Source organism: Agrobacterium sp. GW821-FHT02D03, assembly GCF_059421725.1.
Window position 1 is genome coordinate 2,217,736 of the sequence record NZ_JBWKVN010000001.1, and the last position, 15,243, is coordinate 2,232,978.

Consider the following 15,243-nt stretch of genomic DNA (forward strand, 5'->3'; position numbering starts at 1 on the left):
ATCAGCGGCCGGACTTGCGGCGCTGGCCGAGGCCCATTTCCTTTGCCAGACGCGAACGCGCTTCTGCATAGGCCGGAGCAACCATTGGATAATCCACAGCAAGATCCCACTTTTCGCGGTATTCTTCCGGGGTGATGTTGTGATGCGTCGTCAGATGACGCTTGAGCGACTTGAAAGAACCGCCACATTCCAGGCAGATGATCTGATCATCCTGCACCGACTTGCGAACAGAAACCGCAGGCTTCTGCTTTTCGACGCTGACCGACGCCACAGCCGGGGCAGACGTGCCGTTCAGCGCGTTGTGGACGTCGGAAATCAGGCTTGGAAGTTCCGCAACCGGAACGACGTGGTGGCTAACATATGCGGCAACAATGTCCGCAGTCAGCTCAACGAGCAGATTCTGCGCTCCGCCATATGTAGTTTCCGTCATTTAATGTCTCCTGTTCATGTCACGCGTAGCGACGGGCAAAGCCACATGCGCCAGTAAAGCAAAGTAGGCCAGCGAAACTGCACTTGTGTCTATGACACGAAGCCAGCCCCGAGCCTCATGCAGAAAAGATGGAATATACTGACGCGATTTACGTCATCCGTGACTGTATTTCCGGCAAATCGCCCAGCAAGACTTCTCAGTCCAATGTAGGCAGCGGCGGAACGCCAATAACGAAAAGCAAATCAACATCAGCAACTTTGCGTATCGTGGATAGCACCAAACCAAAAAAAGTCCAGATATTATTTTGGAACAACTCAGGCAAGTTTCACAGAAACTCATATATAAAAAATAACGGGTAACAAAATTTTTCAGTAGAAGAAAAGCATACAAGTTTAGGGCGAAGATGTTTTTCTAGTTGGACTTTCGATCTGCTTCCAGGTCGTCTTTGACAGCGTGAAAAGACAATTTATATCCAGCGAGATGCGCGGATTTAGCAAGCAAATGTGCCGATATTGGAGCGGTCAAAACAACAAACAGGAAGCCGACGAAAGCGCATCCAAATACCGCAAGCTCTTGGGAATAAAGGCCAACTGCGAGAAGAAGCAGGCCGGAACCGACGGTGCCTGCTTTTGAGGCAGCGTGCATCCGAGTATAGAAATCCGGAAGGCGGTTGAGGCCGATCGCCGCGGTGAGCGAAAACAGGGCACCGCCAATACACAGCACAGTCACAACCAGAGCGATTGTCCAATTCATTTCGTCTTGCCCTTCGCTTTTTTTCTTCGACCTTTGGCTGACCTATTTGGGACTTCACCCGTTACATTTCGTAGTGCCGGAGGCGCTGCAACAACGTCCGTGCCGTCGAGAATTTGTCTTTTCCTCAGCCCATTTTTAGGTTGGCGCGACAAAATGAAGCGTGCAAAAGCCACTGTCGCCAGAAAACCGACCAAGCAAAGTGCCACCGCGATGTCGACATAAAGGTTGAAGCCAGTGCGAATCGCGATGACTGCAATGAAACCGATGGCGATTCCCACCAGCATATCGAGAGCGACAACGCGATCCGGCAGTGTGGGGCCGACGGTCACCCTGTAGACGGTGAGCAAGAAAGCGACGCACAGTATCAGGAGAGCCGCAAAAGAAGCGTAGGAGACGAGGAGTTCCGGCGTCATCTCGTAAAGGCCTCCATGATCTTGCGCTCGAACCCGTCAGCAATCGACCTTCTGGTCGCCTCAACATCGCTGCAGTCGAGCGCGTGGACATAGAGCGCCTTGCGATCCCCGCTCACATCGACCGACAGCGTGCCGGGCGTTAAGGTAATGAGATTAGCCAGAAGAGCGATTTCGAAATCACCTTGAACGGCGAGCGGATAGGCAAAGATGCCGGGCTTCAATTCCATCCTTGGCTGAACGACCAGCTTCGCGACGGTCCATGCGGACAGTGCCAGTTCCTTGATGAACAGCACGATCAGCCCCAGAAGCGGAATGAGATGGACCCGTCTGCCATCGCTCCTGACCAACTGATGGCGGACAAGGCCGAGCGACAGGGCCGCAATGACAGCGCCAAGAAGCAGATTGGGAAGCGTGTAGCTGCCCGAAATCGCAAGCCAGACGATGACAAAAAGTGCGCCTGTGAGAAAGAGATTCATCGAAGCGCTCCTCCCGGAAAGACAGAGCGGATATAGGCGGATGGATCGCCAAGTGTCGCAGCGGCATCCTCACTCAGTTTCATCAGGGATTCTGGAAAGAGCCCGACGGCGATGATCAGCGCCGTCAGAACCGCGACGGGCATCATCGACGGTCCTTTCATATCCGCGACGGCGCGTGGCGCGTTAGCCGTTGATGGTCTCCAGAAACAGAGAAGAAACGCCCTTGCCAAGGCGATGGTGGAGATGAAGCCCGCGACGAGGATGGCGGCAGCAAGCCACCATGCACCGATATCGATGGCGGATTTCGTCAGCATGGCTTTCGGCCAAAAGCCGGAAAAGGGCGGCAAGCCCGCACCGGCGAAGAAGAGTGCCAGCACCATGGCCGAGAACCAGGGGGCCCTGGCGTAAAGCCCGCCGAGACCGGACAGTGTCCAGGCACCGCCAAGCCGCGCGGTATGGCCGATAGCGAGGTAGAGCGCGGTCATCAGCACGATCGAGTTCAGTGCATAAAACACCACGCCGCTGAGTGCCGCCTGGGTGCCGATCGCAATACCCGCCATCATGTAGCCGATGCCGGAAATGACGATGTAGCCGAGCATGCGGCGCAGATCGTTCTGGGCAAGAGCGCCCATGGCACCGAGGATCATCGTCAAGGCAGCCGAGATGGCAATGACGAAACTCAGTTCCTCCCGCTGGACCGGGAACAGCATGACCATGACGCGCAACAGGGCATAGATGCCGACCTTCGTCAGCAGGCCGCCAAAGAGTGCGGAGACCACAATTTTCGGCGTGTGGTAGGACGCGGGTAGCCAAAAATTAACCGGAAAGGCAGCCGCCTTCATGGCGAATGCAAGTGTGAACAACGAAGCCAGAGTGATCAGCGGCGCGGTCTCGCCAACCGCTGTGGACTTCATGGCGATGTCGGCCATGTTGAGCGTGCCGAAGATGGCATAGAGATAGCCAACCGCGATCAGGAACAGCGTCGTGCCGATGAGATTGAGGATGGCATATTTCAGCGCACCATCGATCTGTTCGCGCGTGGAGCCAAGCACGATGAGGCCGAAGGAGGAGACGAGCAGCACTTCAAACCAGACATAGAGGTTGAAGATGTCGCCGGTGAGAAAGGCTCCGGTAACGCCCGCCATCAACAGCATCAGGAATGGGTAGAAGCCGTACCGCCTCCCCGATTCATCGATATCGCGCGCCGCATGGATGGCGCAAACCAGCGCGATGATACCTCCGGTCAACGCGAACAATGCTCCCGTCAAATCCGCGGTAAAGGCGATGCCGAAGGGTGGAAGCCAGCGCCCCATGACCATGGTGAAGGGGCCATTCGAAGCGACACGCCAGGCAAGTGCGGCATCCAGCCCGACGAGGATGGCAAGTCCTGCAATCGCGATCGGTGCGTGGAGGCGGGTTTGGTGGCGGATCATCATCAGCACCGCACCAAGACCGATGCAAAGCGCCACGGGCAGCACGATCAGCCAATCGGCAAAGGTGGTGGGATGCATGACGAGTGTTGCCGAGAGATCCACACTTGCTGTTGGGCCGGATGCGGTGAGAAGCAATTGCGCGGGCATTCAGTACCCCACCGGCGGAAGCGGCTCGGCTTGCGGTTCGGCTGCGCGCATCTCGTCCGTGTCGTCCGTCTTCAACTCCTGGAAGGCACGCCAGACCAGCACCAGCAGGAAACAGAAGAAGCAGAAGGAGATGACGATCGCCGTCAGGATGAGCGCCTGGGGCAATGGATTGGCCGTATCCGGTGGCAATGCGTCTAGGCCAGCGGGAATGATGGGTGGCACCTCGCGATGCAGGCGCCCGGCAGTGAAGAGCAGAAGATTGACGGCGTTGCCGAGGATCGCGATGCCAAGCAGAAGGCGCACACTGTGACGCGACAGCATGAGATAGATTGCGGTCGAGAAGAAGATGCCGACGAGGATAGAGAATATCGCTTCCATCAGTCGCGATCCTTTTCTTCCAGCGCAAGTGCGATGGAGGTGAAGCCGCCGACCACGACGAGATAGACGCCGATATCGAAGGAGATGACGGTCGCGAGCGGCACTTCGACACCGAAGAGGCTCGGATAGACCCAAAGGCCGGTCATGAAGGGAACGTCGACGACGAGGGATATCATACCGGAAAGTGTTGCGATCAGCAGGCCAAAACCGGCAATCGACAGCGGATGAAAGATGATGGCGCGCCGCACGGTTTCCACGCCAAAGGCAATACCGTAGATCGCCAGTGCCGAGACGGCGATCAATCCGCCGATGAAGCCACCGCCTGGCGCGTTATGGCCGCGCAGCAGAACGAAGATGGAAAACAGCGTCATCAGGCTTGTGATCACGGGCGCTGCGGTTCTGAAGATCAGCGTGTTCATGCCCTGCCCTTCCCGACGCGTTCATATTCATCATCCGGATTGTTGTCGCGAGGACGTAACGGTGCTCCCGGACGAATACGGATCAGCGCCAGAACGGCAAGTGCGGTGATCATCACCACCGCGATTTCGCCGAGCGTATCGGTTCCGCGAAAGTCGACGATGATGACATTCACGACATTGTTTCCATGCGCGATGATCTTGGAATAGGCGTTGAAGAACGCCGTCAGGCTGTTGTCGAAGCTCTGCTCGGTGGATTTCAACAGCATCAGAGCAAAACCCGCGCCGCATGCAATCGCGATCGTTCCATCGAGAAGCTTCTGGCCGAGCCCACGGTGATCGGATGGCGATAGACGCAACCGCGTCATGACGAGCGTCAGGATCACCACCGACAGTGTCTCGACCATGAACTGGGTGAAGGAGAGGTCCGGCGCGCCAAACAGCAAGAAAAGAACGGCAACTGCGAACCCCTGGATGCCGAGCGCGATGATCGCTGTTAATCGGCTCGCCGCCACCAGCACCGCAATGAGGCCGATCACGGCGATGGCGATGAAGGTAAATTCATGGATTTGCGCATCCTGTGGCCACGCGGGCGTTGCGGGCAGTTCGCCATAGACGAAAAGTGGTACCAGCAGTGCCACGGCGATCATGGCGCAGGTGGCAGTCATGTAAAATTCCAGTCGGCCGGGTTGAAGCACGCGGGTCAACACGAAAGAGATGCGGACGAGCGCGGAGATGAAAGTATCGAACCCCTTGTCCGGCCCGGGGCCGATGGCCCGCAGGGTGCGATCCATCAGAGAGCGTGCCGTGCCCAGCATTGTGAAGATCATGATCCCAAGACCGATGGTGAAGAGCGACAGCGCCAGCGGGACACCGACATGCGGCACCAGCGATATGTCCACCATGCGTGGCTCGTCGGCGATCGCCGTTGCCATCGGCGTGGAGACGGCCGCGTGAAACGAACTCGAAAACACCGCCGCGAGAAATCCGGAGAGGGCCAACACAGCCGGTCCGAGCCACAGAAGGACCGGCGCCTCGTGTGCCATCTTCGGTGTCCGCGGCGTGATGCCGATAAAGGGTTTGAGGCCGACGGCAAGAGCGATCGCCAACATCAGAGCATTGCCGATGACCGCTACGCCGGTAAAGAGGATGGCCCGCGGATTGGCATGCGCCAAGGCATAATAGATTTCCTCCTTCGCCAGGAAGCCCAAGAAGGGTGGCAGCCCAGCCATGGAGAGTGCGGCAGTAAAAGCGGCGACAAAGGTGATCGGCATCACCTTTCGCAAGCCGCCGAGTTGGCGCACATCCCGGGTTCCGGTCTCGTGATCGATGATGCCAGCGACCATGAAGAGAGCGCCCTTGAACAATGAATGCGCCACAAGGTAAAGCACCGCTGCTTCGAGCGCATGCTCCGATCCGAAACCGATCAGCATGACCAGAAGGCCGAGCGAGGATACCGTCGTATAGGCGAGCATCAGCTTGAGGTCGGTCTGGCGGATGGCCATCAGCGCGCCGATCAACATTGTTAGCCCACCGAAGAAGGGCAGCAGAATTTGCCAGGCCGCCGTGTCGCCAAGAACAGGATTGAGCCGCATCAGGAGATAGACACCCGCCTTCACCATGGTGGCGGAATGCAGATAAGCCGACACCGGTGTCGGCGCTTCCATGGCGTTGGGGAGCCAGAAGTGAAAGGGAAACTGCGCGGATTTCGTGAAGGCGCCGCCGAGGACCAATAGCAGTGCCGCAAAGTAGAACGGGCTTTGGCGCAGCACATCGCCGCCATGAACGAGCAGCGAAAGCTGGGTCGTGCCGCTCATGTTCCAGATGAAGATGAGGCCCGCCAGAAGCGCCAGACCACCACCGCCGGTGACGACGAGCGCCTGAAGTGCTGCCCGGCGTGACGCTTCTCTCTCATGATCGAATCCGATCAGCAGAAAAGAGGTGATAGAGGTCAGTTCCCAATAGACGAACAGCATCATCAGGCTGTCGGAGACGACGACGCCAAGCATCGCTCCCATGAAGAGAAAGAGAAAGGCAAGGAAGCGCCCCTGCTGCGGATGCCCGGCCATATAGCCGCCGGCATAGAGTACGATCAGAGTGCCGATGCCGGTGATCAGCAGCGCAAAGGTCAGGGAAAGACCGTCGATGAACCAGGAGAAACTGAGATTGAAGCTCGGCACCCAGACGTAACCACCGGTCACCACCTCGCCTGCCGCGATCTCGGGAAGGAAGCCTAAGAAATGGACAAAGGCAAATGCGGGAATGAGCGCCAGCAGCCAGGCAGCCTTGGCGCCAAGCCTTCCAACGAGCGAGGGCGCGAGCAGCGCCGCCAGGAATGGCGAAAAAAGTGCGATGAATGTCAGCGACGTGACACCGAATGCCATCTGGCCTCCCCTTAAGAGCCAAACGCTGACTCTCTATCAGAACAGACTGAATTATGGGAAAGGTCGAGACCTCTCAACCCTTTGAGTAGCGAAAACGACAGACTACACGCCGATTTGTCCCTCTTTTAATAGCAAAGCAGCATCCCTATATCTTCGGCAACAGAAAGGGGCCTCTGATGAGCGATCTCAAATCTCCGAAAATTACCAAGACCGATGCCGAATGGCGCGAACAACTCACGCCGGAACAGTATCGAATCCTGCGCGAACACAGCACCGAACGCGCCTTTACTGGCCCCTATTGGAACAGCACTGAAAAAGGCCTGTACCGTTGCGCTGCCTGTGACGAAGCGCTGTTCATCTCTGACACCAAATTCGATGCCGGTTGCGGCTGGCCGAGCTATTTCGAGCCCGTAAAGCCGGATGCGGTCACCGAGCACCGCGATATCAGCCATGGCATGGTGCGCACGGAAATCCGCTGCGCCAATTGCGGCGGTCACCTGGGCCACGTCTTCCCCGACGGCCCACCACCGACCGGCCTGCGTTATTGCATCAACGGCCATTCCATGGTGTTCGAGCCACAAGCGTAAGAATGACTGTGAGGGCCGGCGTGCGAGCGCCGGCCTTTTGCTTTTTCTCGGGAATGTCCAGCCTTCAGGCAGACAGGAAGCCCTTCAAAAAGGCGCACTTCTGTCGCCGATGTTCCTCCGGGGCGCACCCTCGCTTTAATCAAAACAATTTGGACGACGTCTCCCAACGAAAGTTGCAGAGCTCTCACGCTCAATCCGCGAGACGTATTCTCCTCGGCATCCTTCTCTTCCCGTTTTCAACCACTCCTAGCTCCATTCGCCATGCTTTTGGATCGGACCTTCTGTCTCCACTCAAATGCGTGCACGTCTTCAGTCATTCGAATTTTATAGATAATTTTGCATTTTCAGCCATTTCTTTGCGCCTTGACTCTTTTGAGACTCGAACTAAGCTAAGTTCCATCAATAAATTATCTATAATTTGAGAGTACCATGATCAGAGCTGACATATCTTCCTCCCTTCCCGCAACACGCAGCTTGCCTCGCCAAGCTCTCATGATCGTCGCTGGCGTGGCGCTGATGACGCTTGCAGCCAAGACGCAGGTTCCCTTTTGGCCGGTGCCGATGACGCTTCATACGTTGGCGGTGATGGGCTTTGCCGTTGCACTTGGGCCGCGTATGGCCTGCACGATCTTCATCGCCTATCTGGCAACAGGTGCTGCAGGACTGCCGGTTTTCTCAGGCTCCCCCGAACGCGGTATCGGTCTCGCCTATATGATCGGGCCGACCGGCGGATATCTTGCCGGCTTCCTCGTGGCATCCTGGCTGACGGGATGGCTTGCTCAGAACGGGACATTATTGCGGCGTATGTTTTCCATGCTGGCGGGACTTGTCGTGGTCTATGCCTTCGGCATGGCATGGCTGCTGGCCTTCGTTCCTGCCGCAAAGGTGCTGTCCGTCGGCGTTGCGCCCTTTATCCTCGGCGACCTAGTCAAGATCGGCGTTGTCGCGGCTGCTTCAATGCTGCTTCCGAAGGCCAAGGCCGTGGAGAAAGCCGCCAATGACTGAGGATGCGAAACAGGACGGCGTCATCCGGCACGACTGGAGCGTCGACGAGATTGCCTCGCTCTATCGGCTTCCGCTTCTGGAACTCGTGGGCCGCGCCAATGCGGTTCACCGGCAGTATCACGATCCGAACCGGGTGCAGAAGGCGAGCCTCCTGTCGATCAAGACGGGTGGCTGTCCGGAAAATTGCGCCTACTGCCCGCAGTCGGCCCACCATCGCGAAGTGGATCTGACCCGCGACCTGCTGATGGAGCCTCAAAAGGTGCTGGCGATGGCAGCAACGGCCAAAGCTGCGGGTGCGGAGCGCTTCTGTATGGGGGCTGCCTGGCGGCAGGTGCGTGACGGCAAGGAGTTCGATGCGGTCATCGAAATGGTGGAAGGCGTGCGCCGCCTCGACATGGAAGCCTGCGTCACTCTCGGCATGCTGAAACCGCACCAGGCCGAGCGCCTGGCCAAGGCGGGCTTGACCGCCTATAACCACAATCTCGATACCAGCCCGGAATTTTATAGTCGCATCATCACCACCCGAACCTATCAGGATCGCCTGGAGACGCTTTCCACCGTTCGCGCCACAGGCGTCGAACTGTGCAGCGGCGGGATTATCGGCATGGGCGAAGGCATTCGCGATCGCGCCGCGATGCTGCAGGTTCTGGCGGGCTTCGCACCTCACCCGGAAAGCGTGCCCATCAACGCGCTGGTCCCCGTCGAAGGCACGCCGCTTGCCAAGCGAGAACGCATCGATCCGCTGGAACTGGTGCGCATGGTGGCAACCGCGCGCCTCGTCATGCCGCAATCCACCGTGCGCCTGTCGGCCGGTCGCTCCAGCCTGACCCGAGAGGCACAAATCCTCTGCCTCATGGCGGGTGCCAACTCGATCTTCTATGGCGATACGCTGCTGACGACGCCGAATGCCGGCATTGGTGAGGATGCCGAATTGCTCGCCGCTATCGGACCGGTCAATGATGATTCGGAACGAGCATCCGCCGCTTAGCCAAAGCATTTGAGGCGGGCAGCCCTTCTTGCTGCCCGTCTTCTTCAGGCGGTCATGAAGGCAAAACCTTCATCCGCCCAGCCGGTCATGCCACCGATCATGATCTTCACCTTGCGCCCAAGCCGGGCGAGGTTCAGAGCCGCCCGATCCGCGCCATTGCAATGCGGGCCGGCACAGTAGACGACGAAGAGCGTGTCCTCCGGCCATGCCCGCATGCGTTCTGCCGTCATATCCACATGGCGAAGATGGATGGCGCCCGGCAGGTGACGCTTTGCAAATACCGCCGGCGAACCGACGACATGCAGAAGGACGAAATCCTGTTCGCCCTTCTCCATGGATGCAAAGACATCCCAGCAATCGGTCTCAACCGAGAGGCGCTTAGAGAAATGGTCGATAACGATCTCAGCGGGAGCCGCTGGTATTTCAGTGACATAGCTCAAGGTTCGTCTCCTTCTTATCAAGCGTCCCCAAGTTTAGATCGTACTTTTTCTCTTTTGCAGATGGCAGGATTGCCATATATCGTAAAGATCATGACAAACCATCCAACCCTCAGCCGTAATCCAAACCGGCTCGTCGTAGCGCTTGCCTATGACGGGCTTTGCACCTTCGAATTCGGCGTTGCCGTCGAAGTCTTCGGTCTTGCTCGCCCCGAAATGGGAGACGACTGGTATCGCTTTGCGGTGGCCGCGGTGGATGTTGGAGAAATGCGCGCAACAGGTGGGGTGCGCTTTACGGCCGATGGCGGCTTGGAGCTTGTCGAAAAGGCGGGCACCATCATTGTGCCAGGCTGGCGCGGAATGGATGCGCCCGTTCCGGACGCACTTTGCACGGCGTTGCAACGGGCTCATGCGAAGGGCGCGCGACTGCTTTCCATCTGTTCCGGCGTCTTCGTTCTGGCGGCAAGCGGGTTGCTCGACGGTGAACGCGCGACCACCCATTGGCGTTACACCGAGGTCCTGAAGGAGCGTTATCCGGCCATCACGGTTCTGCCGGATGTGCTCTATGTCGATGAAGGCACAGTGCTAACCTCTGCCGGAAGTGCAGCAGGCATCGATCTCTGCCTGCATCTGATCCGCCGCGACTTTGGCACGAAGGCTGCCAATATGGTGGCACGTCGCCTGGTGGTGCCGCCGCATCGTGACGGCGGACAGGCGCAGTTCATCGACAAGGCCGTGCCGGAGCTTCATGAAAAAGCAAGGCTTGGGCCACTGCTCGATACGATGCAGGCCGATCTCAGCAAGAGTTTTACGGTTGCCCAACTCGCGGATATGGCAGGCATGAGTGCGCGGACTCTGCTGCGCCGCTTCGAGGCGGCAACAGGCACCACACCGGCAAAGTGGCTTTTGCTGCAGAGGCTTTCAAAGGCCAAGGATCTGCTGGAAACATCGGCGCTGACGATCGAGGCAATTGCCGAGAGCTGCGGGCTTGGCTCCACCGCCAATCTGCGTCACCACTTCCGCCAGCAGTTTTCCACTACGCCTGCCGCCTATCGCGGCAGGTTCAGCTCTACAGCATCGGCCCGAAAATCGGACTCGATTTTCGGAAAGCACGATGCGTAGATTCAAAAAAGGTAAAGCGTCTTTTGTGCGTCCGTTAGGACGCACGGCGCTTTTGCCGCTTATGAGGGCACCCTGAGTTCCATCGTGGTGAGGTCCAGCCATCTGCCGAATTTCTTGCCGACTTCCGAATATTGACCTGCAATGCGGAAGCCGAGCTTTTCGTGAAGACGGATAGAAGCGACGTTTTCGGACTCGATGGCCCCGATCAGCACATGCACGCCGGCGGCCTTCGCGTGTTCGATGAGCGACAGCATCAGCAGCCTGCCAATACCGTGGCCGCGCGCGTCCTTATGCACATAGACCGAATGTTCGCGCGTGTGGCGGTAACCGTCAAATGCGCGCCAGTCGCCAAACGAGGCGTAGCCTACGACAGTGTCATCCTTGATCGCCACGATCACTGGAAAACCGCGCTCCTTGCGCAGCTTGAACCATTCCTTGCGGTTATCGAGATCCACCAGGATTTCATTCCAGATGGCGGTCGTGTTCTCCACGGCATCATTGTAGATTTCCATGATGCCGGCCAGGTCTTCGACGGTGGCGTCGCGCAGTTGAATGCTCATTCTCGATATCCGCTTCGTATCAATGTCTACCCCGACCATAGGGATCAAGGCAGAGCGTGTGAAGCGATTTTCGGAAGGCTTTAAGCGAATGACAGGATCAAGAGCCGATCACCGGCGTGAGGCTGAAGCTCGTCATCACCGCGGAGTAATGGACCGCAGCGGCCACCACCACGAAGCCATGCCAGATGGCGTTCTGGAACCGCAGGCGTTCCCAAACGTGGAAGATCACGCCCATGGAGTAGATCATGCCGCCGATGACGATCAGCCACATGGTGATTGGTGCCAGATGGTTCGACAGAGGCTCCGCCACCATCACCCCGCTCCATCCCATGCCAAGATAAAGCAGGATCGCCAGCCGGTCATATCGTCCGGGATAGAAGCATTTGAGGAAAATACCGCCTAGAGCCGCCATCCAGATTCCGGCGAGCGTCAGTGCAATCAGAGGATCTTCGATGCCGCGCTGGAGAAACGGCGTGTAAGTGGCGGCAATCAAGATGAAAATTGCCGAATGATCGAGCCTGCGAAGCAGCCACTTCGCCCGCGAATGCGGCCAGATGTTGTAGGTGAAGGAAATCGAGAGACAGAGAATAAGCCCGAGCGCGTAGATCCAAGCCGCTGCAATTGCGCTGAGGCTGCCCCAAAGAGTCACGTAGAAGATGAGCGCGGTTGCCCCCACAAGGGCAAAGGCAATGCCGACGCCATGGACAATGCCATCGGCTACAATTTCATGAAGGTCATACCGGCGGCCAAAAGGCCAAAGCTCGCTCATTTCGTTTTCCCGTCTGTCGTCGCCACATCATGACGCCAATTATGAGACGGGAACAAGACGACGGGCGGCGTCCAACTTCACTTTCCGTTCCTGCCTGTTGCAAAACCGGAGACGGGTTTAACGGTCCACCAGGACCGAGCACTTGGCATGACGCACCACGCGATCTGCCGTGGAGCCAATGAAATAGTTGGTGAAATCCGGTGTGTGCGAGGAGATGATGATGAGATCCACACCGATCTCTTCCGCGAACGCCAGAATTTCACGGGCTGGAGCACCGCTTCGAATTTCCGTGGAAGAAATATGCGGCGACTTCGCCTTCAAAACAGCGAGCTGGCTCTTGGCGTCCTTCACCGCATTTTCGATGATGTCCATCGGCACATCGATTGCCAGATAGCCCGGCAGATCTTCCACCACATTCATCAGCACGATCTGGCCGCCTTGATCGAGAAGCGCCTCGGCCTTTTTCACCGCGCGCTCTGCCTTGTTGGCGTTGCTGAGATCGACAGGTACCAGGATTTTTCCGTACATTGCATGCTCCCTTCGTTTGGAAGCAGTTCTGATGCTTCCTGCCTGTAATCATAGTCTCTTCAGGACAATTTCGCCATAACGGACGTCAAGTCCGAACGCGTTGCTGTCAACGATTATTAGACAGTTTATCGCCGAATGGTGAGCTTCTCGGAACGATCGACTGTCTCCATATTGAGGTCAACAACTTTGCGGCCTAGCGAACGAAATGGAGACGGTCCAATGGACACTGAAAAGCAGTTTGCCTTCACCCGCCCCGGCTATGTGGGACAGGCGCATCTGGTGGTGAAAGATCTCGGTCAGGTCTCCCGCTTCTATCAGGACATCACCGGCCTTTCGGTTATCGACAAGAGTGCCAGCGGTGAGGTTCTTGGCGTCAACGGTTTGCCGCTCTTGACGCTGACAACGTCCAGCGATGCCGAGAAAGCGCCGGCCACCGCAGCCGGCCTTTTCCATACCGCATTCCTCCTGCCAAGCCGCAATGCCTTGGCAGACTGGCTAGCGCATGTGGCGCATAACAATATCCGGCTTGAGGGTGCGTCGGATCACCTCGTCAGCGAGGCGATCTATCTGTCCGATCCGGAAGGAAACGGCATCGAGGTCTATCGCGACCGGCAACCGGGTGAGTGGAACTACAAGCCCGACGGAACGGTGGAGATGGCAACGAAGAGGCTCGATCTCCAGGCACTCTATGAGAGCGCCGGCAAAACCCCGTTTCGGCAGGCCGCCGAAGGCACGGCAATCGGCCACATTCATCTTCAGGTCGGCGCACTGCCGCAAGCGGATGCGTTCTATCAGGATGTTCTCGGGTTGAAGATCATGGCACGTTATCCCGGTGCCAGTTTCTTCGGCTACGGCGCTTACCACCACCATGTGGCAGCCAATATCTGGAACAGCAGGGGTGCCGAAACGCGCAAAGAGAATATGACAGGACTGTCGGGCTACTCTTTGAAATTCAACGAGAAAGAGACCCTCGACACGGCACTTGCCGCACTGGACCGATTGGAAATTCCGACCGAGCGTCAGAGCGACGGGATCGCCGTGAAAGATCCATGGGGCATCGGTTTGAAGCTGTCTGCATAACGCGTGGTCAGCTTTAAGCGGAGTCGAGAGATCGCGACACGCTCTGACCGCTTGAAAAGGGCGCAAATCACGTGCCCTTTCCTTATTTTAGCGGTTCTGGAACTGCGACCCGCACGGAGAGTTATAGCTCTCCATGAGGGGTCGGGAAAAAGATGAACAACCACGTTTTCAGCCGGAAGAAAAAAAAGAAAGCCGAAGCGCTTCCCATTGAGCAAAATCGCGATCCGGTTCTCAAAAGTGCGCTCGCCACGGCGCAGGACGATGCCCGCAGCCAGCAACCGCTGGGGCGTGAGGCGCTTGATGTGGCCGTCGCATGGTCGGTCGTCGGCCTCTTCGTCATCGTTCTGATGAGCGTGATCCACGCGCTTTCTCTCGTCCTCATCCCCATCGTTATGGCGATCGTCGTCGGCATGATCCTCGGTGTTGCAGCGGAAAAGCTCGGCTCCTACGGCATCCCAGGTTTCGCTGTCGCCCTCATTCTGTCGTCGGCGGTGGCGCTCGTTCTGTTTCTTGTCATCAACTCGTTGGTCGAGCCGCTATCGGCGCTTGCCAACGAAGGTCCGGCGCTGCTTGAACGGACGCTTGATCGCTTCCTGCCCTACCTGCAAGGCTGGCGATGGGTGAACATTTCCTCAGCGACATTCAACCTCGGCAACATTTCGATGGAGTCGCTGATCTCGCGCAGTGGCGAGATCATATCGGTGGTGGGTGCCAACCTGACGCCCGCTATCGTGCAGGGCCTGATGTTCTTTGCGGCGTTGCTGCTTTTTCTCTACAGTCGTCTGCGACTGCGTAAAGCGGTCATCATGGCCTTTCCGCAGCGTCATCAGCGGCTTAGAACCATCCGCACCATCGCCTCCATCGAAAACGTTCTGGGCTCCTACTTCGCCACCGCCTCGCTGCTCTATGCAGCACTCGGCGTTTCCATGGTGGTGATCGCGTTTCTTGGCGGTCTCGCCATGCCGTTTCTCTGGGGGCTGTTCGCGTTTCTCTCCAGCTTCGTCCCGTTTATCGGCATCACGGCGATGACGCTGGCGCTGGCGATTGCGGGCATCATCACACATGACAATCTGTTTCTCGCGCTGCTTCCCTCCATCGTCTTCTTCACCATCCACTTGCTGATGGAAAACCTCGTCTTCCCGGCGGTCGTCGGCAAGAACATGGAGATCAACCCATTCCTCGTCTTCGTTGCCATCATCTTCTGGACATGGATGTGGGGAGCCGCAGGCGCGATGCTTGCCCTGCCGCTGTCGCTCATCGGCATGACGATTGCGCGCGAACTCTTCCCCTCGCGTCGGGTCGTACCAAACCTGCCAGACTGATCGGTTGGCCTACTT

The 15,243-nt window shown here is 57.6% G+C and carries 18 protein-coding genes; 6 read left to right on the forward strand and 12 right to left on the reverse strand.

Annotation, left to right across the window (positions count from 1 at the left end; all coding sequences use genetic code 11):
* Position 1: 1 nt before the first annotated feature.
* From AC07U5_RS10540 to AC07U5_RS10575, 8 genes are all read right to left on the reverse strand, one after another.
* Positions 2-430: a Ros/MucR family transcriptional regulator gene (locus AC07U5_RS10540; protein WP_062425746.1), complete on the reverse strand. Its 429-nt coding sequence runs from the start codon at positions 428-430 to the stop codon at positions 2-4.
* A gap of 411 nt (positions 431-841) precedes the next feature.
* Entirely contained in the window at positions 842-1,183 is a 342-nt protein-coding gene (gene mnhG, locus AC07U5_RS10545) for a monovalent cation/H(+) antiporter subunit G (RefSeq protein ID WP_112359498.1), read from the reverse strand.
* Entirely contained in the window at positions 1,180-1,596 is a 417-nt protein-coding gene (locus tag AC07U5_RS10550; RefSeq protein ID WP_494722954.1) for a cation:proton antiporter, read from the reverse strand. The genes mnhG and AC07U5_RS10550 overlap by 4 nt, the downstream gene beginning before the upstream one ends.
* Positions 1,593-2,072 (reverse strand): Na+/H+ antiporter subunit E, encoded by a 480-nt coding sequence (locus AC07U5_RS10555; RefSeq protein ID WP_494722955.1) that lies wholly within the window; start codon positions 2,070-2,072, stop codon positions 1,593-1,595. Before AC07U5_RS10555 ends, AC07U5_RS10550 begins: the two co-directional genes overlap by 4 nt.
* Positions 2,069-3,652, reverse strand: coding sequence for a Na+/H+ antiporter subunit D (locus AC07U5_RS10560; protein ID WP_494722956.1), 1,584 nt, complete (start codon positions 3,650-3,652; stop codon positions 2,069-2,071). The genes AC07U5_RS10555 and AC07U5_RS10560 overlap by 4 nt, the downstream gene beginning before the upstream one ends.
* Positions 3,653-4,030 (reverse strand): Na+/H+ antiporter subunit C, encoded by a 378-nt coding sequence (locus AC07U5_RS10565; protein ID WP_494722957.1) that lies wholly within the window; start codon positions 4,028-4,030, stop codon positions 3,653-3,655. It lies immediately after the preceding gene.
* Entirely contained in the window at positions 4,030-4,449 is a 420-nt protein-coding gene (locus AC07U5_RS10570) for a Na(+)/H(+) antiporter subunit B (RefSeq protein ID WP_494722958.1), read from the reverse strand. Before AC07U5_RS10570 ends, AC07U5_RS10565 begins: the two co-directional genes overlap by 1 nt.
* Positions 4,446-6,830 carry a putative monovalent cation/H+ antiporter subunit A gene (locus AC07U5_RS10575; protein ID WP_494722959.1) on the reverse strand — a complete coding sequence of 795 codons (2,385 nt, stop codon included), beginning with the start codon at positions 6,828-6,830 and terminating at the stop codon, positions 4,446-4,448. The genes AC07U5_RS10570 and AC07U5_RS10575 overlap by 4 nt, the downstream gene beginning before the upstream one ends.
* Before the next feature lie 176 nt (positions 6,831-7,006).
* On the opposite strand from AC07U5_RS10575, the gene msrB reads away from it, so the two are divergent.
* From msrB to bioB, 3 genes are all read left to right on the forward strand, one after another.
* Positions 7,007-7,417 carry a peptide-methionine (R)-S-oxide reductase MsrB gene (gene msrB / locus AC07U5_RS10580; RefSeq protein ID WP_494722960.1) on the forward strand — a complete coding sequence of 137 codons (411 nt, stop codon included), beginning with the start codon at positions 7,007-7,009 and terminating at the stop codon, positions 7,415-7,417.
* 429 nt (positions 7,418-7,846) lie between these two features.
* On the forward strand, positions 7,847-8,422 hold the full coding sequence (locus AC07U5_RS10585; RefSeq protein ID WP_494722961.1) for a biotin transporter BioY: 576 nt from the start codon (positions 7,847-7,849) through the stop codon (positions 8,420-8,422).
* Complete coding sequence (gene bioB, locus AC07U5_RS10590) at positions 8,415-9,410, forward strand: biotin synthase BioB (protein WP_494722962.1); 996 nt, start codon at positions 8,415-8,417, stop codon at positions 9,408-9,410. The genes AC07U5_RS10585 and bioB overlap by 8 nt, the downstream gene beginning before the upstream one ends.
* Before the next feature lie 44 nt (positions 9,411-9,454).
* Here bioB and AC07U5_RS10595 read toward each other — a convergent pair whose 3' ends face one another.
* The gene (locus AC07U5_RS10595; protein WP_113272145.1) at positions 9,455-9,850 is read right to left on the reverse strand and encodes a rhodanese-like domain-containing protein; all 396 of its coding nucleotides are present in this window, start codon (positions 9,848-9,850) and stop codon (positions 9,455-9,457) included.
* 90 nt (positions 9,851-9,940) lie between these two features.
* On the opposite strand from AC07U5_RS10595, the gene ftrA reads away from it, so the two are divergent.
* The gene (ftrA, locus tag AC07U5_RS10600; RefSeq protein WP_494722963.1) at positions 9,941-10,969 is read left to right on the forward strand and encodes a transcriptional regulator FtrA; all 1,029 of its coding nucleotides are present in this window, start codon (positions 9,941-9,943) and stop codon (positions 10,967-10,969) included.
* Between the two features lie 59 nt (positions 10,970-11,028).
* Here the strand turns inward: ftrA and AC07U5_RS10605 are convergent, their stop codons facing one another.
* From AC07U5_RS10605 to AC07U5_RS10615, 3 genes are all read right to left on the reverse strand, one after another.
* Positions 11,029-11,529, reverse strand: coding sequence for a GNAT family N-acetyltransferase (locus AC07U5_RS10605; RefSeq protein WP_112952258.1), 501 nt, complete (start codon positions 11,527-11,529; stop codon positions 11,029-11,031).
* A gap of 97 nt (positions 11,530-11,626) precedes the next feature.
* A complete protein-coding gene (gene trhA, locus AC07U5_RS10610; protein WP_062438134.1) occupies positions 11,627-12,298 on the reverse strand; it encodes a PAQR family membrane homeostasis protein TrhA in 672 nt (223 codons plus the stop codon).
* A 117-nt stretch (positions 12,299-12,415) separates the two neighbouring features.
* Complete coding sequence (locus AC07U5_RS10615; protein ID WP_062438135.1) at positions 12,416-12,826, reverse strand: universal stress protein; 411 nt, start codon at positions 12,824-12,826, stop codon at positions 12,416-12,418.
* 219 nt (positions 12,827-13,045) lie between these two features.
* Between AC07U5_RS10615 and AC07U5_RS10620 the strand changes: the two genes are divergently transcribed.
* Both AC07U5_RS10620 and AC07U5_RS10625 read left to right on the forward strand, forming a co-directional pair.
* Positions 13,046-13,906, forward strand: coding sequence for a VOC family protein (locus AC07U5_RS10620; RefSeq protein ID WP_494722964.1), 861 nt, complete (start codon positions 13,046-13,048; stop codon positions 13,904-13,906).
* A 152-nt stretch (positions 13,907-14,058) separates the two neighbouring features.
* Positions 14,059-15,228: an AI-2E family transporter gene (locus AC07U5_RS10625; protein WP_062425762.1), complete on the forward strand. Its 1,170-nt coding sequence runs from the start codon at positions 14,059-14,061 to the stop codon at positions 15,226-15,228.
* Positions 15,229-15,243: the final 15 nt, after the last annotated feature.

Excerpts from the sequence above, each read along its gene's own strand:
- AC07U5_RS10540 (WP_062425746.1), bottom strand. The coding sequence starts at position 430 with ATGACGGAAACTACATATGGCGGAGCGCAGAATCTGCTCGTTGAGCTG.
- mnhG (WP_112359498.1), bottom strand. The coding sequence starts at position 1,183 with ATGAATTGGACAATCGCTCTGGTTGTGACTGTGCTGTGTATTGGCGGT.
- AC07U5_RS10550 (WP_494722954.1), bottom strand. The coding sequence starts at position 1,596 with ATGACGCCGGAACTCCTCGTCTCCTACGCTTCTTTTGCGGCTCTCCTG.
- AC07U5_RS10555 (WP_494722955.1), bottom strand. The coding sequence starts at position 2,072 with ATGAATCTCTTTCTCACAGGCGCACTTTTTGTCATCGTCTGGCTTGCG.
- AC07U5_RS10560 (WP_494722956.1), bottom strand. The coding sequence starts at position 3,652 with ATGCCCGCGCAATTGCTTCTCACCGCATCCGGCCCAACAGCAAGTGTG.
- AC07U5_RS10565 (WP_494722957.1), bottom strand. The coding sequence starts at position 4,030 with ATGGAAGCGATATTCTCTATCCTCGTCGGCATCTTCTTCTCGACCGCA.
- AC07U5_RS10570 (WP_494722958.1), bottom strand. The coding sequence starts at position 4,449 with ATGAACACGCTGATCTTCAGAACCGCAGCGCCCGTGATCACAAGCCTG.
- AC07U5_RS10575 (WP_494722959.1), bottom strand. The coding sequence starts at position 6,830 with ATGGCATTCGGTGTCACGTCGCTGACATTCATCGCACTTTTTTCGCCA.
- msrB (WP_494722960.1), top strand. The coding sequence starts at position 7,007 with ATGAGCGATCTCAAATCTCCGAAAATTACCAAGACCGATGCCGAATGG.
- AC07U5_RS10585 (WP_494722961.1), top strand. The coding sequence starts at position 7,847 with ATGATCAGAGCTGACATATCTTCCTCCCTTCCCGCAACACGCAGCTTG.
- bioB (WP_494722962.1), top strand. The coding sequence starts at position 8,415 with ATGACTGAGGATGCGAAACAGGACGGCGTCATCCGGCACGACTGGAGC.
- ftrA (WP_494722963.1), top strand. The coding sequence starts at position 9,941 with ATGACAAACCATCCAACCCTCAGCCGTAATCCAAACCGGCTCGTCGTA.
- AC07U5_RS10605 (WP_112952258.1), bottom strand. The coding sequence starts at position 11,529 with ATGAGCATTCAACTGCGCGACGCCACCGTCGAAGACCTGGCCGGCATC.
- trhA (WP_062438134.1), bottom strand. The coding sequence starts at position 12,298 with ATGAGCGAGCTTTGGCCTTTTGGCCGCCGGTATGACCTTCATGAAATT.
- AC07U5_RS10615 (WP_062438135.1), bottom strand. The coding sequence starts at position 12,826 with ATGTACGGAAAAATCCTGGTACCTGTCGATCTCAGCAACGCCAACAAG.
- AC07U5_RS10620 (WP_494722964.1), top strand. The coding sequence starts at position 13,046 with ATGGACACTGAAAAGCAGTTTGCCTTCACCCGCCCCGGCTATGTGGGA.
- AC07U5_RS10625 (WP_062425762.1), top strand. The coding sequence starts at position 14,059 with ATGAACAACCACGTTTTCAGCCGGAAGAAAAAAAAGAAAGCCGAAGCG.